The 20,334-nt window shown below is 47.0% G+C and carries 18 protein-coding genes; 7 read left to right on the forward strand and 11 right to left on the reverse strand.

Features of this window, described 5'->3' with window-relative positions; translation table 11 throughout:
* Positions 1 to 331, reverse strand: a 331-nt coding sequence (locus tag L4C42_RS00720) for an IS4/Tn5 family transposase DNA-binding protein (RefSeq protein WP_429758942.1), incomplete at its 3' end; no start/stop codon positions are given.
* Between the two features lie 167 nt (positions 332 to 498).
* Entirely contained in the window at positions 499 to 1,422 is a 924-nt protein-coding gene (locus tag L4C42_RS00725) for a pyridoxal-phosphate dependent enzyme (RefSeq protein WP_353498352.1), read from the reverse strand.
* Between the two features lie 446 nt (positions 1,423 to 1,868).
* Here L4C42_RS00725 and arnB point away from each other — a divergent pair, with 446 nt between their 5' ends.
* The 7 genes from arnB to arnF all read left to right on the forward strand — a co-directional run bounded on the left by arnB (position 1,869) and on the right by arnF (position 9,604).
* Entirely contained in the window at positions 1,869 to 3,029 is a 1,161-nt protein-coding gene (arnB, locus tag L4C42_RS00730) for a UDP-4-amino-4-deoxy-L-arabinose aminotransferase (protein WP_353498353.1), read from the forward strand.
* Positions 3,030 to 3,032: 3 nt separating this feature from the next.
* The gene (arnC, locus tag L4C42_RS00735; protein ID WP_353498354.1) at positions 3,033 to 4,031 is read left to right on the forward strand and encodes an undecaprenyl-phosphate 4-deoxy-4-formamido-L-arabinose transferase; all 999 of its coding nucleotides are present in this window, start codon (positions 3,033 to 3,035) and stop codon (positions 4,029 to 4,031) included.
* 24 nt (positions 4,032 to 4,055) lie between these two features.
* Positions 4,056 to 6,038 (forward strand): bifunctional UDP-4-amino-4-deoxy-L-arabinose formyltransferase/UDP-glucuronic acid oxidase ArnA, encoded by a 1,983-nt coding sequence (arnA, locus tag L4C42_RS00740; protein WP_418641581.1) that lies wholly within the window; start codon positions 4,056 to 4,058, stop codon positions 6,036 to 6,038.
* Positions 6,038 to 6,952 (forward strand): 4-deoxy-4-formamido-L-arabinose-phosphoundecaprenol deformylase, encoded by a 915-nt coding sequence (arnD, locus tag L4C42_RS00745; RefSeq protein WP_353498356.1) that lies wholly within the window; start codon positions 6,038 to 6,040, stop codon positions 6,950 to 6,952. Before arnA ends, arnD begins: the two co-directional genes overlap by 1 nt.
* A 227-nt stretch (positions 6,953 to 7,179) precedes the next feature.
* Complete coding sequence (arnT, locus tag L4C42_RS00750) at positions 7,180 to 8,832, forward strand: lipid IV(A) 4-amino-4-deoxy-L-arabinosyltransferase (protein WP_353498357.1); 1,653 nt, start codon at positions 7,180 to 7,182, stop codon at positions 8,830 to 8,832.
* Entirely contained in the window at positions 8,832 to 9,179 is a 348-nt protein-coding gene (locus tag L4C42_RS00755; protein ID WP_353498358.1) for a DMT family transporter, read from the forward strand. Before arnT ends, L4C42_RS00755 begins: the two co-directional genes overlap by 1 nt.
* On the forward strand, positions 9,179 to 9,604 hold the full coding sequence (arnF, locus tag L4C42_RS00760) for a 4-amino-4-deoxy-L-arabinose-phosphoundecaprenol flippase subunit ArnF (protein ID WP_353498359.1): 426 nt from the start codon (positions 9,179 to 9,181) through the stop codon (positions 9,602 to 9,604). Before L4C42_RS00755 ends, arnF begins: the two co-directional genes overlap by 1 nt.
* A gap of 35 nt (positions 9,605 to 9,639) precedes the next feature.
* Here arnF and L4C42_RS00765 read toward each other — a convergent pair whose 3' ends face one another.
* From L4C42_RS00765 to L4C42_RS00805, 9 genes are all read right to left on the reverse strand, one after another.
* On the reverse strand, positions 9,640 to 10,281 hold the full coding sequence (locus L4C42_RS00765; protein ID WP_353498360.1) for a sugar transferase: 642 nt from the start codon (positions 10,279 to 10,281) through the stop codon (positions 9,640 to 9,642).
* The gene (locus tag L4C42_RS00770; RefSeq protein WP_353498361.1) at positions 10,268 to 11,473 is read right to left on the reverse strand and encodes a glycosyltransferase family 2 protein; all 1,206 of its coding nucleotides are present in this window, start codon (positions 11,471 to 11,473) and stop codon (positions 10,268 to 10,270) included. Before L4C42_RS00770 ends, L4C42_RS00765 begins: the two co-directional genes overlap by 14 nt.
* Before the next feature lie 30 nt (positions 11,474 to 11,503).
* Entirely contained in the window at positions 11,504 to 12,628 is a 1,125-nt protein-coding gene (locus L4C42_RS00775) for a glycosyltransferase (RefSeq protein ID WP_418641580.1), read from the reverse strand.
* 173 nt (positions 12,629 to 12,801) lie between these two features.
* Positions 12,802 to 14,226 carry a GumC family protein gene (locus L4C42_RS00780; protein ID WP_353498363.1) on the reverse strand — a complete coding sequence of 475 codons (1,425 nt, stop codon included), beginning with the start codon at positions 14,224 to 14,226 and terminating at the stop codon, positions 12,802 to 12,804.
* Positions 14,223 to 15,344: a glycosyltransferase gene (locus tag L4C42_RS00785; RefSeq protein ID WP_353498364.1), complete on the reverse strand. Its 1,122-nt coding sequence runs from the start codon at positions 15,342 to 15,344 to the stop codon at positions 14,223 to 14,225. The genes L4C42_RS00780 and L4C42_RS00785 overlap by 4 nt, the downstream gene beginning before the upstream one ends.
* A gap of 12 nt (positions 15,345 to 15,356) precedes the next feature.
* The gene (locus L4C42_RS00790; protein ID WP_418641578.1) at positions 15,357 to 16,085 is read right to left on the reverse strand and encodes an acyltransferase; all 729 of its coding nucleotides are present in this window, start codon (positions 16,083 to 16,085) and stop codon (positions 15,357 to 15,359) included.
* 111 nt (positions 16,086 to 16,196) lie between these two features.
* Positions 16,197 to 17,606, reverse strand: a complete 1,410-nt coding sequence (locus L4C42_RS00795; RefSeq protein ID WP_353498366.1) for an O-antigen ligase family protein — start codon at positions 17,604 to 17,606, stop codon at positions 16,197 to 16,199.
* A gap of 169 nt (positions 17,607 to 17,775) precedes the next feature.
* Positions 17,776 to 18,825 carry a glycosyltransferase family 4 protein gene (locus L4C42_RS00800; protein WP_353498367.1) on the reverse strand — a complete coding sequence of 350 codons (1,050 nt, stop codon included), beginning with the start codon at positions 18,823 to 18,825 and terminating at the stop codon, positions 17,776 to 17,778.
* Positions 18,815 to 20,326 carry a sigma-54-dependent transcriptional regulator gene (locus tag L4C42_RS00805; protein ID WP_353498368.1) on the reverse strand — a complete coding sequence of 504 codons (1,512 nt, stop codon included), beginning with the start codon at positions 20,324 to 20,326 and terminating at the stop codon, positions 18,815 to 18,817. The genes L4C42_RS00800 and L4C42_RS00805 overlap by 11 nt, the downstream gene beginning before the upstream one ends.
* Positions 20,327 to 20,334: the final 8 nt, after the last annotated feature.

A 20,334-nucleotide genomic window follows, 5' to 3' on the forward strand; every position in this document is an offset into this window, starting at 1 on the left:
TATGTCCAAGAGTATCTCGTACACTTTTGTGTTGGTAAGTAAGTGAGGTCGTATCTTCTAGTGCCAATAGTAACGAGTGGTCTTGCGCATGCTGAGCGGTGACTTGAAAGCCTGATTCAGCGATATCGTTCGGTTGGATTTGGTCATTACGGATAAAGCGGTAAGCGCCTTCCATATCTGCGGGTGAAATAGCAAGCTTAGACACGGCAACGCCTGGTTGATTAGCAAGTGAAGCAGCCATTGATATCAATCGTTGAGTTCGTCTAGGGTCGTTAAGCTTTGCCAGACCAAACTGTACTTGTGCCCACTTCATTGGTGTTAAGTTTTCCATATTAGCTACCTAATCAATATTGCTTAAGTGATCAGATCGCAGCCTTGGAAAAGAGTTCAAAAAAAATCCCCGAACTAAGTTCGAGGATTTGTGTATAAGAGACAGGCCAAGTGCTTCCTTTTTACTTTCAGTTGAGTGGTTTTATGACTGAGTAGTCGAAAGATGATTTACCAGCCGGCTTGATGGTCGCCGTATTTGCGTCGATAGCGAGCTAACATGGTTTCATTGCCAAGCAGGCCTCCTTGGTGGACATAGAGGATGGTGGTGTCGATACTCTCTTCTAGCCAAGGAAGTAAACAGCGCCACATCATTGGGTCATAAAGTAGATCGAACTCGATATGTGTCTCTTCCTGCAATGCTTGCCAAAGTTCATAGTCTTCTTGGTATAGTTTTCCAAAGTGATGTTTAGATGGCAGTCCGAGTATTGTCGGGTAGTACTCAGTCTCGCCAAGTTCTAGAAACTGGGACAGTAGATAGTCTTTTCCTGATACGCAAGGGCAGGTTAGCACCTCTATACCTTGTGGTTTTAACTGCTGGCTAAGGTAGAGTGCAGTGGTGCCCGTTCCAGATGGCAGCGCAACTTTGATGTTGCGACCCTTTTCAAATCTTGACCAAGACAAAATCTCATCGGCGAGTTTGCTGATTCCTAGCTTAGCATCTTGAAAATGCCCCCCTTCGGGAATGATTAAGCACTCTGGGTCATTTTCATGCTGCTGCGCGATAAACGCAGAAGGATGTGGCGCTTTTTCACCAAACATGTCTCGAAGCGAAATCACTTCAGCTCCCAGCTCTAAGGCGGTGCGATAATTTCCCATTGGTTTTTCGTCCAACCAAGCTGGTTTATGAGCCACATAATAGGTCAGTTTGAGCCCTTTTATTTTGGCTAAGGCAGCGAGCGACGTGAGCGAGTTTGCTTGAGCGGAACCCCAACCAATGAGTCGAGTTTTTCCTTTCAGTGGCTGCTCAAGCGTAGCCATAAATTTTCGAGCTTTGTTGCCATTAAAGTGTCCGTGAAGCAAATCATCTCTTTTGAGGAAAAAATGATGCCCCTGAAAGTGGTGTTCGGTGACTGGGCTGCCATTGAGTTTCATGAGCGCTACCTTTATGTGACACTGGGCAGTATATGGGCAGCGAAGTGTACTCTTTGATGTTGATAGTTACAAACGAAGAGACGACAAATCGTTACATAGTTAAACCAGTTGCTGTGCCAGAATAGCCAGTATAGGGATAGCTTGTCTGCTCGCTAAATTGACACAAACTTGACGTTGCGCCATTTTGCCGGTTTTTTAGTGAAAAATTGCGGGGCAAACGTTCAGTTGTGAGGCTTTCTTGGACGAAACGCGTAATTAGCGCTATTTTGCTAATGAAAATGGGTGAACAACGATTTGTTTTGCTAATGGTTGTCGACTATATGTACAGAATGTCAATATTTTGTGTGGTAAGTCGATATCAAGCCTTTTAATTCTTTGAACGCCCTAGTAAACTTTAGTGTCAAATTTTCGTGCACAGCGTCACGAACTAACTGTGAGTTTAAAAAATGAGCCAGTCCTTTCTTCCATTATGTCGACCTGCTGTCGACGAGCAAGACATTCAGTCTGTTGTGGATGTCCTTCGTTCAGGTTGGATCACCACCGGTCCTAAAAACGCAGAATTAGAATCCAAGATCTCTCAGCATACCGGCGCATCACACAGCGTAGCGCTAAGTAGTGCGACGGCAGGCATGCATCTTGTTCTTCTTGCTATGGGTATTGGACCAGGCGATGAGGTTATCACGCCTTCACTAACTTGGGTTTCAACGGTCAACATGATTACCTTGGTAGGTGCCAAACCTGTCTTTGTTGATGTGGATGCTGATACCTTAATGACAGACGCAGCGAAGATCGAGCCACTTATTACTGATAAGACGAAGCTGATCATTCCTGTTCACTATGCAGGTGCTGCGCTGGATCTTGACCCTATTTATGCTCTTGGTGAGAAGTACAATATTCCAGTGATTGAAGATGCAGCGCATGCACTCGGCACGGAATATAAAGGGCAGCCAATTGGTCACCGCGGTTCTTGCTTGTTCTCAACGCATGCTATTAAGAATGTGACGACAGCAGAAGGCGGCATTTTTACTACTCACGATGCTGAGTTGGCTGATAAAGTACGCCGCCTTAAATTCCATGGTTTAGGCGTAGATGCCTTTGACCGCGAAACACAAGGTCGTGCACCGCAAGCTGAAGTGGTTGAACCTGGTTTTAAGTACAACATGCCAGACATCTGTGCCGTGCTTGCCCTTGGTCAGATGGACCGTATCGCTGAAATCACCGCCAAACGCACCGAGCTTGCACTCTCTTACCGCGGTAAGCTTGAGTCAATCAAAGGTGTTACCCCTCTTGGTTTGGCTTCCCACGATCACAAGCACTGCTGGCACCTAATGATTGTCAGAGTGGATCCTGCGGTTGCTGGTTTGACTCGTGACGATCTTATTGCAGCATTAAAAGAGAAAGGCATTGGTGCCGGAATTCACTTTAAAGCTTGCCATACTCAAAAATACTACCGCGAGAATTACGCGGAGCTGTTTGGGGACATTAACCCAAATCTTCATAATACCGAACGTAACAGTAATCAAATCTGCTCGTTGCCGCTTTTCCCTGATATGACTCAGGATGATGTAGAGCGTGTAGTGAGCGCCGTGTCAGAGATAATTGGATAAACCATGAAACACACTGAAGCCATTAACTTCGTGTCTATCGTTATACCGGTATACAACGAAGAAAACTGTCTACAAGAACTGATAGAACGCACAACGAAAGCCAGTGATAGCCTAGGTAAAGACTATGAGCTGATCCTAGTCGATGACGGCAGTCGTGACCGCAGCGCAGAAATCATTGAGCAAGCATCGGAACAAGAGGGGAGCCACGTTGTTGGCGTTATCCTTAACCGCAACTATGGTCAGCACAACGCGATCATGGCGGGTTTCGAGCAGGTTCGTGGTGATTTGATTATTACTCTCGACGCAGATCTTCAAAACCCACCAGAAGAGATCCCAAACCTAGTTGCTAAGGCTGAAGAAGGTTTTGATTCTGTCGGTACGGTACGTAAAAACCGTCAAGACAGCGCGCTTCGTCGTTACCCATCGAAGCTTATCAACAAGTTGGTGAAACGCTCTACTGGCGTTGAGATGAATGACTATGGCTGTATGCTTCGTGCATACCGTCGTCACGTTGTTGATGCGATGCTTGAGTGTCATGAACGCAGCACCTTCATTCCAGTTCTAGCAAACGGCTTTTCTCGTCACACGACAGAAATCGACGTTCACCACGATGAGCGTGCAGATGGCGAGTCAAAATATAGCTTTATGAAGCTTATTAGCCTAATGTTTGACTTGATCACCAGTATGACAACCGCGCCATTGCGTTTGCTAAGCATTGTTGGTGGTGGTATCGCTGCGGCGGGTATCGCATTTGGCATTATCTTGATGCTGATGCGCATTATGTTTGGTTCTGAGTGGGCAGGCGATGGTCTGTTTACGTTATTTGCTATCCTATTTGTGTTTGTGGGTGCGCAGTTTATCGGTCTTGGTTTACTCGGTGAGTACATAGGCCGCATATACTCTGATGTTAGAGCGCGCCCTCGTTTCTACGTGCAAGACGTGCTGGTGGGTGAAGCCACTAAGCAAGCGCGTGAAACTGATGAATTAAAGAATAAAGAATAAGATTTATATCCAGAGGAATATTCCATGAAAGTAGTCGTGTTTGCCTACCACAATATCGGTTGTACTGGTGTTCGTAGCTTGCTTGAAGCAGGTGTAGAAATCGAAGCGGTATTCACCCATGTTGATGACAGCAACGAGAATGTATTTTTTGAATCTGTAGCAAAACTTGCAGCCAAAAACGGTATTCCAGTTTACGCACCAGAAGACGTGAACCACCCACTATGGGTTGAAAAGATCCGTGCAATGAAGCCAGATGCATTGTTCTCATTCTACTATCGCAACATGATCAGCCAAGAAGTGCTGGATATTGCACCAAAAGGTGGCTTTAACCTACACGGTTCTCTGCTTCCTACTTATCGCGGCCGTGCCCCAATCAACTGGGCACTAGTAAACGGTGAGACAGAGACAGGTGTAACGCTACACAAAATGGTTCAGAAAGCGGACGCTGGTGATATCGTAGGTCAAGAGAAGATCGCGATCACTGACGAAGATACTGCTGAAACGCTTCATAAGCGCATGAACGTTGCATCTAGCGACCTGCTAAGCAAAGTATTACCAACAATCGTTGATGGTTCTTTCAAAGCAACTGCTCAAGACGAAAGCAAAGCAACTTACTTTGGTCGTCGCACTCCTGCTGACGGTGAGATTAAGTGGTCAAACGATTCTCGCACCGTATTTAACCTAGTACGAGCTGTGACTGAACCATTCCCAGGTGCATTCACTTTCCTAGGTGAGCGTAAGCTTATTATCTGGAACGCAGAAGCAAGCGACAAAACTTACGACGTGACTCCAGGTACTATCGTAGCTACATCACCACTGACTATCGCTTGTGCTCAAGGTTCATTGATTGTTAAGTCTGGTGAAGCGGAAAACGGTCTTTACCTAGGTGGCGAGCAGCTAGCTGCTGAGCTTCACCTTGTTGAAGGCATGCGCTTTGGTCCTCAAGCAAGTGCTCTTATTAACGCTAAGAAGCGTCAAAAGGTACTTATCCTTGGTGCAAACGGCTTCATCGGTACTCACCTAACTAAGCGTCTACTAGACGACGGTGGTTACGAAGTTTATGCAATGGACATGAATTCGAACCAAATCGAAGAGCACCTAAGCCACCCAGATTTCCACTTCGTTGAAGGTGATATCACTATTCACAACGAATGGATCGAATACCACGTCAAGAAGTGTGACATTATTCTTCCACTAGTGGCTATCGCAACACCAATCGAATACACGCGTAACCCGCTTCGCGTATTCGAACTCGACTTCGAAGAGAACCTGAAGATCGTTCGTGCGTGTGTGAAATACAACAAGCGCATCATCTTCCCATCGACGTCAGAAGTGTACGGCATGTCGACGGATCCTGAGTTCAACGAAGATACATCACCACTGATCGTTGGTCCTATCAACCGTCAGCGTTGGATCTACTCAGTATCTAAACAGCTACTTGACCGTGTTATCTGGGCTTACGGTAAGAAAGATGGCCTTAAGTTCACACTATTCCGTCCGTTTAACTGGATGGGTCCACGTCTAGATAGCTTGAACTCTGCACGTATCGGTTCTAGCCGTGCGATCACTCAGCTTATCCTGAACCTAGTTGAAGGTACGCCGATCAAACTGATCGACGGTGGTGAACAGAAGCGTTGCTTCACTGACATCTCTGAAGCGATTGAAGCGCTATTCCGCATCATCGAGAACAAAGAAGGTCTGTGTGACGGTCAAATCATCAACATCGGTGCACCAGAAAACGAAGCGAGCATCAAAGAGCTTGCTGAGACATTGGTTGAGAAGTTTGAGAACCACCCACTGCGTGATCAATTCCCTCCATTTGCTGGCTACAACCTAGTAGAAAGCAAAGCGTTCTACGGTGACGGCTACCAAGACGTTCAACACCGTAAACCAAGCATCGCAAACGCGAAGAAGCTGCTTGATTGGGAACCAAAAGTTCACATGAACGACACAATCGAAGAGACGCTAGATTTCTTCCTTAAAGGTGCAGTAGCAGAAGAGAAGTAATGGAACAGAATGAAGTCACTAAAGTCGGTCTTCGTATCGATGTAGACACTTTTAGAGGCACCAAACTTGGTGTACCTAAGCTACTCGAAATATTCGAGAAGCACGGAGTGAAGGCTTCATTCTTCTTTACTGTTGGACCTGATAACATGGGGCGCCATATATGGCGCCTTTTGCGTCCTGCATTTTTGAAGAAGATGCTTCGCTCAAAAGCTGCGAGCTTATACGGCTACGACATTCTGATCCGTGGCACTATTTGGCCAGGACCTGTCATTGGTAAGAAGCTCCGTCACATCATTGAAGCGACCGATACTGCGGGTCACGAGATTGGCCTACATGCTTGGGATCACCACAAATGGCAGATGAAAACTGACACTATGTCAGCAGAGCAACTGCGCAGTGAGATCACCAAGGGCTACGATATACTAAAGGCAATCACTGGTCGTGACCTGCCTTGCAGTGCGGTTGCCGGTTGGCGCTGTACAGATCAAACTTTGGTCGAAAAAAACGCATTTCCTTTCCAATATAACAGTGACTGTCGTGGTGATTCTATCTTCTCTCCAGGTGAGGGTATGGCGCCGCAAATTCCTGTTACACTTCCTACTTATGATGAGTTAGTCGGCCAAGACGGCGTCGACAATAGCAACTATAACGACGCTATTCTTAAGCTCATCAAGCGTGATGCTCTAAATGTTTACACCATTCATGCGGAAGTTGAAGGGATAGTTTGCGCTGACATGTTTGAAGAATTGATTGTCAGAGCTAAGCAACAGAATATAGAATTCGTGCCCATGATAGATCTGCTTCAAGAAGCAGAGATGCCACTTCCAAAAGATTCGATAAAAAACATCGAGATGGAAGGGCGAGAAGGGTGGCTAACGCACCAAGCGTCTTTTGTTGAGCGCATGGGGCTTTAGTTACGGCGAGTTGGGTTTTAGTTTCGTGTGCGCTGTTTTTACCCCCTCTAACTCCCCCTTATCAAGGGGGAGAACCGGACAGGCAAAGCCTGTAGCTTTTGCTCCTCCCCTTAATAAGGGGAGGCTGGGAGGGGTAAACAGCGCGTAAATAAACAACACAACAACATTATCAAGTGCCATCAATCAGAGCCCATGATTTCATGGGCTTTTATTCAATTGGATGAAGAATGCAACAATCACGAATTAACTGGGCGGTCTGGGTACCGCTGTTTTTTATCGCGCTTTACATATTACCGCTCGACTTACGTCCACTGTGGTCTCCGGATGAACTTCGTTATGGTGAGATCTCTCGTGAGATGGTCGCGTCAGGAAACTGGATTGTTCCTACCTTCAACGACTTGCGCTATTTTGAAAAGCCGATCATGGGCTACTGGTTCAATGCTATTGCTCAAGTTGTGTTTGGTGATACCAATTTCGCAGTGCGTATTGCGTCAGCATTGGCAACCTTAGGTGGTGCACTATTCCTAGTGTCGCTGGTAAGCCGTATGGCTGATCGTCGTCAAGGTTGGTTAACTGCAGGCGTGTTCTTGAGCATGTTTATGGTTGCCGCAATTGGTACCTACAGCGTGCTCGATGGCATGCTCGCATTTTGGCTAACGGCTTGTTACGCGTCGTTCTATTTTGCGACAGAAGCAACGAGTACCAAGCAGCGTTGGCTGCACTATGGCCTCGCAGGTTTCTTCTGTGGTTGTGCCGTTCTTACCAAGGGTTTCCTTGCTCTCGCACTACCCGTGATTGTGGTTGTGCCATATATGATTTTGCAAAAGCAGTTCCTTGAGATCCTTCGTTGGGGCTGGTGGGTGATGCTAGTGGCATTTATTACCTGCCTGCCTTGGTCACTTGCAGTACATGCTGCCGAACCTGACTACTGGAATTACTTCTTCTGGGAAGAACACATTCACCGCTTCTCTGCAGAAGACGCACAACACGCAGCACCGATTTGGTATTACGTTCCTTTCTTATTCTTGGGTACGCTTCCTTGGGTATTTTGGGCGCCATCAGCCACAATTCAGTTGAAAGGCGAGCTTAGCAAGCCACTGATCCGTTACTCAATTTTGTGGGCGTTGATGCCATTTCTGCTGTTCTCTTACGCGAGTGGTAAGTTAGCAACCTATATTCTGCCGTGTATGGCACCTCTTGCGATTCTGCTGACGCACGGCATTCTTAAAGCGTATAGCAAGAAAGCGAAAGGCTTAACGATTGGCTCGCTAGTTAATGGTGCGTTCTTCGCGATTGTGGCAATCGCTCTGATGGTTATGTTCTTTATGGGTAAACTGCCACTAGATGAGAGCGAGTCGTACCGTCCATGGATTGCTCTGTTTATTCTAGGTTTCTGGGCAGCGTGTGCATTTTATGCCGCTAAAGCTAAGGCATTTGAGCACAAGTTTGCAGCTTATATGCTCTCTCCATTGGCGCTGTTTGCGTTGTTCTCAACCGTGGTACCAAACACGACCATTGACTCAAAAATGCCAGGTCGCTTTATGGAAGAGTTAGCACCGAAAGTTACCGATGAAATGGTGCTGATTGCTGATTATCCAGATACCATGTCTGCACTGAACTGGTATCTAAAGCGCACCGATGTCTACCTAACGAAAGGTATGGGTGAAGTTGATTATGGTTTGGCTTACGATGATGCGAATCATCGTTGGGTACCATTTGCAGATCTTGGTGACTTTATTAAAGAGAAGCAAAAGACGGCACCAGTGCTACTTCACTTTAGGAACTTGCCTGCATTGCCAGCTGACTTCCCTGTCGCAGATGATCACGTTGATCGTGGTCGCTACCATGCTCTGATCTTCAATAAAGTACCGGCTGAGTAATGACGGTACTGCTGTACATCATTTCCGTTCTGGCTAGCTCGCTCAGTCAATATTGGCAAAAGCGAGCTGCTATGTATTTTGAAGAGAACCCACAGCTGACGATGATGGGTAAGCTATTTAGTTTTCCAATGATCTTGGGCATCGGCTTTTTGGGTACCAGTGCGATTACTTGGCTTGGCGTGTTGAGCCAGTGGGACGTGTCAGTCGCTTACCCTCTGCTCAGTGTCAACTTTGTCATCATGTTATTGGTGTCTAAATTTGCTTTTGGTGAAGTGATTGTGCCAAGACAGTGGCTTGGTGTCATGATGATCATGATTGGTATCGGTATCATTGGGGGCGCGCACTGATGGTATTGAAAGATCTCAAAACTGGGCTTCCTATTGCGCTGGTTAGTGTGCTGCTTATTTCGGTCGCACAACTAGCAATGAAATGGGGAATGGGTGGATTGTCCGCAGGGTGGTCAACTCTACAACCAGCTCTGATGGCAATCGATGTGATAACGGTTGTGGCTGAGTTTTGGCCTGCGTTACTTTGCGTCGCTTTCGGTCTTGGTTGTTACGCGCTGTCTATGGGATGCTGGGTTATGGCATTGAAGCACTTACCACTTGGTGTTGCTTACCCGTTGCTCAGTCTTAGCTATGTCATAGTTTACGCTTTAGCGGTTACACTTCCTTGGCTTGATGAGCCATTTAGCTGGGTGAAGCTTTCTGGCATCGGCTGTATTCTCCTTGGCCTCATTCTCATCTTTACTGCAAAAAAATCCAGCTCTTGAGCTGGGTTTTTTAGATATTGGTCTGAGGTTACGTGTTAACGACCGCGTCCATCAACCATGATTTTCAGCGTCTTAAACACAATATGCACATCCGTCATTAGCCACGATTTATACGATGATAGGGACAGCGCATAACTGTGGTCGAATCCTACTTTGCTGCGCACATCCTCAATGCATGTGTCATAACCTTGGTTAACTTGAGCAAGTCCGGTGATGCCTGGGAGTACGTCATAAGTGCGTTCAACAAAGAATGGAATATCGTTTTCTAGTCTTTGATAGAAGTCCGGGCGCTCTGGACGTGGACCAATGAGCGACATATCTCCACGAAGTACGTTAATAAACTGTGGCAGTTCATCGAGACGCGTTTTACGCAAGAAGCGGCCAACGGGTGTAATACGAGGGTCGTTTTCTGTTGCCCAAGTCGCCCCTGTCCGTGATTCTGCATCGATGTACATGGTTCTGAACTTCAGCACGTGGATAAAGTCCATTTTTGTTGGGCTCCATTTACCAACGCGAAGCTGCTGATAAAAAATTGGACCTTTTGACGTCAGCTTGATCGCTAATGCAACTGGGATAAAGCAGATACCGAGAATGAGCATGCCTACACTCGCGCCGACCAAGTCAAAGATACGCTTTGAGGTACGAATCAGAGTTTTTTCCATATTAACCTTTTTCATGTTCACTCTCCTGTTGTGGTAGACGTTTCCATGCACCGTTCTCTAAGCCGATCAGATAGCGAAGACCACCAATTAAGTTTGCAGTATGTCCAACGACTAGGTACGTAAATGCACGTACTAGCTTAACGGACTGTAGTTTTGGGATAAGTACGCTGATGGCTACTGAGCCATAGAGCGCCACTTGTAGTAATAGAAAGCTGGTAAATAGTGCACTGCTCGGTGCCAATATGGCTGAGGTAATCAGGCAGATGATCATCAAGTAAGGGGTTAGCACTCTTAGTCCTTTTCCAGAAAAGAAGGTGAGGGCCGTGCCCTTGTGGTGCGGTGCAAACAGTGGCAGTAAGGCGATAATTTGCTGCATGTTACCAGCAGAGATTCGTAATCGACGTTTAAAGTCTTGGCTAGTGCTACTACTTTCCATCTCAATGGCGTTCATATGCGGCTCGTACACAGCACGATAGCCACGACGAACGATGTTCATCGGAATAATGAAATCATCATTGATGGTGTTGTAAGGCAGTGCTTCAAATAAGTTTGCTCTAATGAAGTAGAGCGCACCATGAGCACCAATCGTAGAGCCCAGAGTAGACTCGCTGTATTTCACCTGATTCTGGTAGCGCCAGTAAAGGGACTCACTGCGCTCATCTTGCTCTAGTAGCTGATAAGTTGAGTTAACCACACCAACACTGCTGTCCTGAAAGTGATGGGCGGCGAGCTTTAGAGCATCGATTGAAATCAATGCCGACACATCGGAGATACATGTGATGTCAGTTTCAATCGCTGACAACTGTTGATTAAGTCGGAACACCTTTCCTTGGTTATCCGCATTGTCGATGATCCTAAACAGAGTATCGCAGCAGATGGCCTCTTGTATGGTTTCTTCCGCAACAGTGATGGTGTTGTCAGTACTGCCGTCGTTGATAATGATGACTTCTAGTTTATCGCGTGGATAATCGAGTACTGCGCAGTTGCGGATCTTATCGGCTATCCATTTATCCTCGTTGTAAGCAGGGATGACGATAGTGATCGATGGTAACGCCGCATTTTTGTCTACTTTATAAAGCGGCACCCGCTTTGCTTTAGGTAGCGGATGACGTGATGCCCACCATTTCAGTAACAAAGGGTATATAGCATGGTGGTAGACAATAAAAAAAGCACTTGTCCAAAATAAGCTGATAAGTAGTGTTTGCATATCTATTCCTTGAGTAGCGTCAGTCATCAGTTATGCCTTAACCGCCAGTGCGCGGTAAGCTTGGCTCATGGTGCGAACATCGTTGTGCTCGACCACAAAATCTCTCGGTGTAAATAAGTGGCGAGTCGCAATAGCTTTCTCGAGTGTGGCCAATAGTGAAAAGACGCGTTTCGATTTCGTCGTGAGACCGGAAAGAGGACACAAAGTTTCTCGCGCTGCACCGACATCGGTTACCACAACAGGGATATTGCACGCCTGAGCTTCAAGTGGAGACAGTGGAAATCCTTCACAGCTTGATGGTAAGCAGAATAAGTCCAGTGACTGATAAAAACTTGGCATATCGCTCACTAATCCCAAGAAGTGAACGCGATGGCTGATGTTTAGATGCTCGCAAAGCTGCTTTAACTCTTGCTCTAAAGGCCCGGCGCCGGCAATCGCTAAGTGCGTGTTCTCAGGTAGTCGTGATACTGCTTTAATGAGCGTAGTGTGGGACTTAACCGGAACCAATCGGCCAGCAGTACCAATAAGTAGAGTGTTTGCTGGTAGCCCTAGAATGCGTCTCGCGGCAGCTTGGTTAGCAGGAACAAAGCGATTGCAGTCGATTCCATTTTTAATCACCTTTGACTCTGTAAATGGAAACAGCTCATTCAACTGTTTGCTAACTTCGTCCGCGTCTGCCACTAATATAGGGTTCACTAATTTTAACGCTATCGTTTCAACGTGGCGACGTTTGGTGTTTTGCAGGTGCCACATGTCGTGTTCAGTATGAATACAAGTTGTGATGCGCGCCATTCTCGCGGCGATGCCGCCGTAAAGAAGTGGGCCTATATGATGAGTGTGAACTACGTCGGCATTTAGCCTTTTGAACTCGGAGCTAAGCTGTTTGATGAGTGATAGCTGAAGGCCTTCTGCTTTGTCTAAGAACACTAACTGCGACTGGAAATGTCTCAATATAGGCCAGTGTTGAATCGCTTGTTGCTGAGTACCTTCCAAGCTAATGATGTAGCAGCGCTCGTGAGCGGGGGTTTGTTTTAGGAGCTCAATGACCATGGTTTCAAGGCCGCCTGGTGCTAAATGCTGAACAATATGCACTGTGGTCAGTGTTGCTTTTCTGCCTTGAATCCTTGTGGATTGATTGTGCTGAGTTGCCATCATTCTCGTCTCCTTACTTGTATAATTCGCCGTTCTCGTTGTGTTGCAAATTAACGATGGCAGCGCTGGTTGCTAGAAGAATTGCACTTAGTGTGCCAAGAATTTAATAACAGCTAAAACATAGGGTTATGGAAGGTTGCATGTCATTTCTCGAAATGACATGCAATTTAGCAAAACTAGAAACTGATTTTGGGAATAGCTGTGATGACCAACAGCTTGGCGTCTTCGAGTTGCTGGCGACGGCGAATGGTCGTATCAAATAGCTCGAGGAAGATCGCGGTGCCAATCCCAAGTGCGATCCCTGCAATAACCCCTAATATTGCGAAAACGATAGCTGGCAAATTGGTGGAGCTGCTGGGTGTGTAGGGTAAGTCAATCACTTTTACGCGTTTATTCTGCTCGAATATACCCAATGAGCCGGTAAGCTCAGCCATTTCGTAGCGCTCGACCAGTTCATCATACAGTTCGCGCTTTAGCGTGACGTCACGTTGCAGGCGCAGCAACTGCTTGGCGTTGCTACCATAGTTTTTCGCATTTTCGGTAAGCTCGGCAATCATCGACTCTAGGCTTGAGGTCTCTTGTTTCAACGACTCGTATCGTCCGCGCACCATTTGAAGGTTTTGAAGCTGGGTAATCAACAAGGGTTGAAACTCGCGGCTACTGCCGGTACCTACAGCGCTGGCAATGTCCCATAGCTGGTCGGAGTCTAATCCAGTTTGTTCACTGCTTAGCAATATAGAGCGCTCTTGCTCTAGCCTTTGCAATTCACGGATCTTGGCCTGTACGGCGCTATGAGAGGCGGTGTACTTGGCTTTGAGCAGAGTCAATTCGCTACGTATTTCAATGATTTGTTCTTCTAAACGGCCAACGATTGGATTGGTTTTTGAAAGCTGCTGATCTAGGGTTCCGAGACTTTTCTCAATACCCGCAAGCTCAGCCTGTTTCTCTGCAAGCTTTTGTTTGAGTTTAGCCAGGCGGCTTAAATTCTCACTTTGCATCTCAGGCGTGGCAGCTGAGTGCGCATTATAATACTCCGCCAATGCTTGCTCCGCCTTTTCTAAGGCTTGTTTGCGCTTCTCAATATGAATGGTTAGGAATTCGCTCGAATCGCGTATAGATGACCGCTCAGGGGCAAGCAGCTCTTCAATAAAATGCACACTAACTGACTCAAGCAAAGCTTTCATGCCATCGGGTGAAGAGGCAGAGTGCTCAATTTTGATAAAGTCTTTACCCAGCTGGTTGACCGTTAAGTTGGACGAGATATTAGCAATGATTTGATCTTGCTCGTAGGGACTCATGGTGTCGTTAATAAGATTCAAGTCGCTTGCGACCGAGAGCAACACATGACGACTGTTGAGCAGGGTTTTTAGTGCCGATAGACGTTCTTTGAGCATGGTAGATACCGCAATATCTTCAAGAAAAGGGTTCATTTTCGCAGTTTCTTGAATCAACATGCTGGTGTGGGATTTGTATTTAGGTGGCGTCATCGCGCCAATTGCATAAGCAATGATAGGCATCACTAGAATAGGGATGACAATCGCGTAACGGCGACGCCAAGCCGCCGTAAGCATTACCAATAGACGTATTTTAAGCTCGCTCATAGTGCCTCCAAATACAGCTCGAGTGTGCTTGCTCTATTGTCCCAGCTGTCGCAGTCGACTAACCCTTTGGGTAGGGAGTAACTCTCGTTGGCGATTCGATTTAGTGTAACCACCATGTCTTCGACATTGTTAACCACATTCACGTGTTCGCGGTAGCCTGTAAGAGCTGGAAAGTCGGTACTGACTACAGGCCTTCTTGCCGCTAGGTACTCTTTTAGTTTTAACGGATTGCACGCCTTGATTTGCTCATTGAGTACAAATGGCAGCAGGCTAACGGTCCAATGCTGACTGTAGCTTGGCAGCTCATGATGAGGCTTTGCTCCGAGATAAAACACGTTATCTGCTGCGGCAATAGGCAGCTTACTAAGCTCAATTTGGCCGATAAAGACGAAGTCCCACTCTGGCAAAGCAGCAATGGTTTGGTTGAGCAGTTCATAGTCGAGCCAATTTGATAGACTGCCGTAAAACCCTGCAATCGGTCTGCCTCTATTGGGTAAATCTAGCGCGCGCTGGGCTGGTTTAGAAAACTGTTCGCTATCTACGCCATGGCTGAGTAAACGGGTTTTATGGCTCGGGAACTTTGTGCATAGCTTTTCGCTGGCGGTGATCACTAAATCTGCCTGTTCGACTAGTCCGTTTTCATGTTCGAGAACGGTTTCGTGATCCACGCCGGCCAGAGCGCCAAAGTCATCACCGCAGTAATAAACAATTGAACGCTGGCCAAGGAGCGCACATACATCGGATGCGGTGGGTAGTGATGTCCAAACAATAGGATCGTTAAGCTGCAGCTCATCGATCATCGGCTTGAGTTGGTGCGCCATCGCTTTTGCTGCTAGCTTACGGCTCCAAGCCGCTCGCGGTGCTGGCAAGGTGTGAATATTAGCGATAGTCATGCTAGCGGGCTTATTTAAGCGCGTGGGCTGAAACTGGCTAGCTTTACCCTTACCAAGTACTTTGCCAAGTGCGCGTTTCATATCATTTGTCGTTAAGCGCGGCTGCCTAAGGCCAATCGAATTGACCCATAATACTTTTCTTTTGCTCGCTAAGCGCTTTATCAAATGCTGCGTACTGGAAGGTAGCGCTCCGTAATCTTCACCGAAAACAATCAGATCTCGCATTGCTCTATCCTCTTATTGGGTGATTTGTTTGACTGCTTTGGCCGGTGAGCCAGCGGCGATCACATTAGCCGGTAAATCGTGAGTTACCACGCTCCCCGCAGCGACGATAGTCCCTCTACCAATCGTCACGCCAGGCTGAACGGTGACCCCTGTTGCTAGCCATACATCTTGTTCTAAAACAATGTCACCCAGCCTATGGTCTTCATCTGGAGCTCCCAAAGCACGCTGCTCGGCATTTAAAGGGTGCCCTGAATAGCCAAACAGCTGACAACGGCCAGCAATACGCACGTTGTCTTGAATTTCCACTTTTCCTGCTACGGCAATGGACACTTGCCAGCCGATATCGACATTACTGCCAACTTTGAGGGTTGGAATGACTGATGGGTCTGGATGAGGGGTGGTGCGGCCACTCAATGTGGTGTGACCGGATACACGGCACTCATTGCCAAGCTCAATTTTTAGTGGGCCGGTCACCAAAGGAAGACCGCTGTAGAGATAGAGTGAATGACCGCAGCGAGCAAGGCGTCCTTTAAATGCTGGCGTGTAAATAAAAAGGCGAGTTATCGTATCGAAGCCGCCTTTTAACATCGTGATGAGACGGTACATGACTTTGTTGTAAACACTTGGGGTTGGGATCCCTGCTGCGCGCGCTCGTTTCAACATGGTAAACAGGCGACGCATTTTAGGATTTGGGTGGCTGCGAAGCCAAGTTTTGAAATCAAATGAAGTTGCTGTAGCCATAATCATGTTCCTTGTACTTTCCATGAACTAGCGAGATGTAGTCATTTCCAACTGTGTCCTTTGTTCAATTCAAGAACTGAGCCAATAATTTTTTGTAATAAAAACAGATGATTACTTTTGTTCTGAGTCAGAGGTTTGGCTTTTCTCAAATTGAGAAGCGATTTGTGAGACGGCTATGGTGAGTGCAGCGAGAATATAAATCGGCCATACGAACCCTTGTGTTAAGAAGGTTCCGGATACAAAAGTGCCAACAAGCCCGCTGTAAACGGCCATGGCCATTGAATGAAGGTAAGGAGGGATATTTTCACCACTATCAAGGTTTCTAAGAGTTTGCCTAGCGCACTTAATCAAACTGGTAATAAACAGTAAAAAGACCGTTAGGCCGAGAAAGCCAGACTCTGCGAGTACGCCGAACCAGGTACTGTGCACGGCGTGGTTGAGTCCATCCCAATGAGGACTATAAAAGAAGTAGTTGTAGTAGAAGTTGTCTAAGCCAACCCCGAGAAGGGGATTATCGACGGCCATTTTAAATGCCGCTTCCCAAGCATAGACGCGCCCCATAGCTGACTCGTCGATACCCGACTCGGCAGCGCCCCCTGAGGAGCGGCTTGAAATACCGGCAACAGCATAGAGTATCACCGCGCCAAAAAAGCCCAGCGAACAGAACAGCACTTTCGATTGGATAAATCGCCAACCGAACACGCCGAATACAGCGAGCGAGCCAAGCAGGCCGCCTCGACTTTGGGTGGCAAGAACTGCGAAAAATAGAACGATGGAAGTGGTGGCTGCGAGCAATCTCATCGGTATGCCGACGCCTCGGGTAGTGGCGGTGGCAACGGTAAAGGCCAATGGGAACATTAACACGAGTGCTAAATCATTCGGGTCGCCAAGCATAGAGCCAAAGCTGCGTCCGATTGTGACTCGTGAGCCTTCAACCAGACCTATACCGTTTATCGAGTTGGATAGCGCTTTACAGCCGACAATGAGCCCTGCAATAACAATGGCGAAAGAGAATCGCGACAGTTCTTTTGATGACGTGATTAGCCAAGATACCGCAAGCGTCATAATGATGATTTTTACATAGTTGCCGGTGAACATTGAGATGGCCACGCCTTTGTTTGACGCAAAAGGGATTCCTATGATCACGAGCCCCCAAAATACCAGCAACCAAAAGTAGGTGGGATGCCAATAGAGTCTTAGTTTTTGGCTAAATACTGTATGCCAGATGAGTGCGGCTAGTGCTCCAGCAGACAACATCAATGGAATCTTAAGAGGGTATAGTACTGGGAATACTTCATGAATGCGGAAAAACGAAAACACGATAAACAAAGTCACTAGCCAAAATGTTTGACTAAGTACCACCAAGATTCCAATCGGTAACAGCGCGACCACTAGGCCAATCACAGGATGTGGTGCCAACACCCACGCTGCCCCAACCAAACCACACAAAACCAAACTCAGCACAATGTGTTTGCTGTGTTTAGCATGGTCGGTTGAAGGTGTGGCGGTTGATTGAGTCATAGTTACCTAGCATTGTGTCAGTTGTTAGCTACTAACTAGGCAAATAGAGTGCCAAACATCGGAATGCACCGCAGGCCTTGTGTAGTGGGATTTCTGGAGGGAGTGGAATAAGTTCTAATTAAAGAAACAGAGTGTTTCTCATTTTGGGAATCAAATTGAGTGGTGAGATTTACGCTTTGAGCCCATACACCCCGAGCATCGTCGGTATTACTACATCGGTAGAGTAATTGAGTTCAATGGTTTGCTGGGCGTGATACTTGATTTGCGAGCGTTTTGCGTCTGAAAGTGAAAACCAAGTGTTTAGTGTGGCTCTCATATCTTCGGGAGATGAGGTAATCCAGCCATTGCTACCAGTATCAATAACACTAGGGAGCTCACCAAGCTCGAAACTTATCACTGGTATTCCTCTAGACATGGCTTCTAGTGCTGCCATCGGTAACCCTTCATAGCGAGACGTGATCAGAAGAAGGTCGACGCTTTGCCAAACCTCATTCATATTGGATTGGTGCCCGTGAAACTGCACGTTTGGCGGAGCAATCTCTTTTAATAGCGTTTCCATCGGTCCTGAACCATAGATATGAAAATCCTGGCTTGGAAAGTGTGTGGCCATTTCAATAAAGGTATCCGGACCTTTTTCTTCACTTAGCCTGCCGACAAATGCGACACTGCGCGACGCAAGTGACACAAGCGGCGCTTTGGGAACAAAGTTTTTTACTAGTATGCTTCTGTAAGGAAGCTTCGATTGAATAGTACGACTAACGCAGATACGTTGTTCGCTGAGGAAAGCACTGAATCTATCGAGAGCATCATAAAGTTTGACGCGACCTTTTGGGGTTTCTCCAGCGTGAAAGCTTGAAACAATACGAATTGAGTTGGTATAGCCAATAAGGCGAGTGACTCTCGCTAAAAGGCTGCCTTTATAACCATGCGTATGAATGACCGCTGGGCGTTGATTGTGCTGCTCAGCGCTAGAAATGGCCTCTTTCAGACGCAACAGAGGGTGAGTGTTGGGATACTCACGGCTCAGGGTCATGGTAGGAATTGAACTCTGGTTTAGCGCCGTTTCTAGCGGAGGAACTGGGTGGTATTCGTTGGAAAATACCACTTTTACCTGGTAGTTATGGGCGAGCAGTCCCTTGGCGAGCTCCAAGACATGAGTCTCTATGCCGCCAAATGAGCGGCTATCGAGCAGTAACCAAATCACCGGATTAAGAGGCACTGTCTTCGGCTTCCCATGCTTGTTTTTTACGATATACGGTGGAAGGGCTGAGTTCTAGTAACACCGCTGCATTGAGTACATTACCATCGCAGTAGTCAATGGCTTGCTGAATGGTCTCACGCTCTATTTGCCACATCGGACGAATGGTCACCCCCTGAGCGTTGCTTAGTTCTGCATTTGGCGGGGTGTTACTAACTGCGCTCTCCATTGACATAGAAGTAGAGGCCATTTCAGGAGCTGCTTCTACTATCGGGCTAGGCGCTGGGCTGGTCTGCTGTACGACAGAAAGTCGGCTATTGGGTGCGTGCGAGGCCGATGGTTTAGTTGCAGTTGAAGCCATGACTTCGGGTGGTAGATGTGATACTCCGAGAGACTTTTCATCATTAAGCACCACAATATTACGGATAATATTTTGCAGCTGACGCACGTTGCCCGGCCAAGTATAGCGTTTCAGATAGCGCTGTGCTTCCTTCGCTATGGTTTCAAACTTGCGTCCATCTTGCTTAGAATAGATACGTAGGAAATGTTCGGCTAGCGTGACGATGTCACGGTCACGCTCTCGAAGTGGCGGCATATGGATGGGAACAACGTGGACGCGATAGTAAAGATCTTCTCTAAAGCGGCCTTCTTGAACCTCTAAAAGTGGGTCACGATTGGTCGCGCAGATAATGCGGACATCTACTTTGTGCTCTTTGGTCGCTCCCAGAGGTGTGAAAGTGCCTGTTTGTAGAAAGCGCAGCAGTTTTTTCTGCATTTCTAAATCCATTTCACAAAGCTCATCCAAGAATAAAGTGCCACCGTCAGCGAGCGAGGCGGCGCCTTTACGGTCAGTTGCTGCACCAGTAAAGGCGCCTTTAACATGACCAAACACTTCGCTTTCCATCAGATCTTTGGGAATAGCACCGCAGTTGATAGCAACAAATGCCTTGTCTTTGCGGTTACTTTCATTGTGAATGGCATTGGCGCAAACCTCCTTACCTGTGCCACTTTCACCAATGATAAATACACTGGCGTTAGTGTCGGAGACCGCATCAATGATTTTATATACCCCCTGCATTGGGATACTGGCACCAATAAAATCGTGGAAGCGTTCGCGATCCATTTTTTGCTGAATATCATCCAGCATGGTTTCAAGCTCAGCTTGCTTAAGGTGGATCTGGATCGAGGTTTTGAGTCTGTCAGCGCGGATGGGTTTCTCTAGGAAATCTTTCGCGCCTTTTTGAATTAACTTCACTGCCGTGTCTACGCTACCGTGCGCGGTAACGACCACAACGGGAATGCTAATATTCTTCTCTTCAAGCCACTCCAAAATCTCGTCCCCTTGCATATCGGGTAGCTGAAGATCGAGGATGATAAGAGAAGGGATCGTACGTTCAAGTATGCGCTTTGCTTCACCGCCTGTTGCGGCATGAAGTAAGTCAAAAGGTTCATTCTTTAAGTATTGTTTGTAGAGAACGGCGAGAGAAGACGAGTCCTCTACCAAGAGTACCTTGGGTGTCATACTTACAA

The organism is Vibrio wakamikoensis (genome assembly GCF_050337275.1).
In the GTDB taxonomy this organism is placed as follows: Bacteria; Pseudomonadota; Gammaproteobacteria; order Enterobacterales; family Vibrionaceae; genus Vibrio; species Vibrio chaetopteri.

Bases quoted from the DNA above. Each gene is read 5' to 3' on its own strand.
- L4C42_RS00725 (WP_353498352.1), bottom strand. From the start codon at position 1,422: ATGAAACTCAATGGCAGCCCAGTCACCGAACACCACTTTCAGGGGCAT.
- arnB (WP_353498353.1), top strand. From the start codon at position 1,869: ATGAGCCAGTCCTTTCTTCCATTATGTCGACCTGCTGTCGACGAGCAA.
- arnC (WP_353498354.1), top strand. From the start codon at position 3,033: ATGAAACACACTGAAGCCATTAACTTCGTGTCTATCGTTATACCGGTA.
- arnA (WP_418641581.1), top strand. From the start codon at position 4,056: ATGAAAGTAGTCGTGTTTGCCTACCACAATATCGGTTGTACTGGTGTT.
- arnD (WP_353498356.1), top strand. From the start codon at position 6,038: ATGGAACAGAATGAAGTCACTAAAGTCGGTCTTCGTATCGATGTAGAC.
- arnT (WP_353498357.1), top strand. From the start codon at position 7,180: ATGCAACAATCACGAATTAACTGGGCGGTCTGGGTACCGCTGTTTTTT.
- L4C42_RS00755 (WP_353498358.1), top strand. From the start codon at position 8,832: ATGACGGTACTGCTGTACATCATTTCCGTTCTGGCTAGCTCGCTCAGT.
- arnF (WP_353498359.1), top strand. From the start codon at position 9,179: ATGGTATTGAAAGATCTCAAAACTGGGCTTCCTATTGCGCTGGTTAGT.
- L4C42_RS00765 (WP_353498360.1), bottom strand. From the start codon at position 10,281: ATGAAAAAGGTTAATATGGAAAAAACTCTGATTCGTACCTCAAAGCGT.
- L4C42_RS00770 (WP_353498361.1), bottom strand. From the start codon at position 11,473: ATGCAAACACTACTTATCAGCTTATTTTGGACAAGTGCTTTTTTTATT.
- L4C42_RS00775 (WP_418641580.1), bottom strand. From the start codon at position 12,628: ATGATGGCAACTCAGCACAATCAATCCACAAGGATTCAAGGCAGAAAA.
- L4C42_RS00780 (WP_353498363.1), bottom strand. From the start codon at position 14,226: ATGAGCGAGCTTAAAATACGTCTATTGGTAATGCTTACGGCGGCTTGG.
- L4C42_RS00785 (WP_353498364.1), bottom strand. From the start codon at position 15,344: ATGCGAGATCTGATTGTTTTCGGTGAAGATTACGGAGCGCTACCTTCC.
- L4C42_RS00790 (WP_418641578.1), bottom strand. From the start codon at position 16,085: ATGGCTACAGCAACTTCATTTGATTTCAAAACTTGGCTTCGCAGCCAC.
- L4C42_RS00795 (WP_353498366.1), bottom strand. From the start codon at position 17,606: ATGACTCAATCAACCGCCACACCTTCAACCGACCATGCTAAACACAGC.
- L4C42_RS00805 (WP_353498368.1), bottom strand. From the start codon at position 20,326: ATGACACCCAAGGTACTCTTGGTAGAGGACTCGTCTTCTCTCGCCGTT.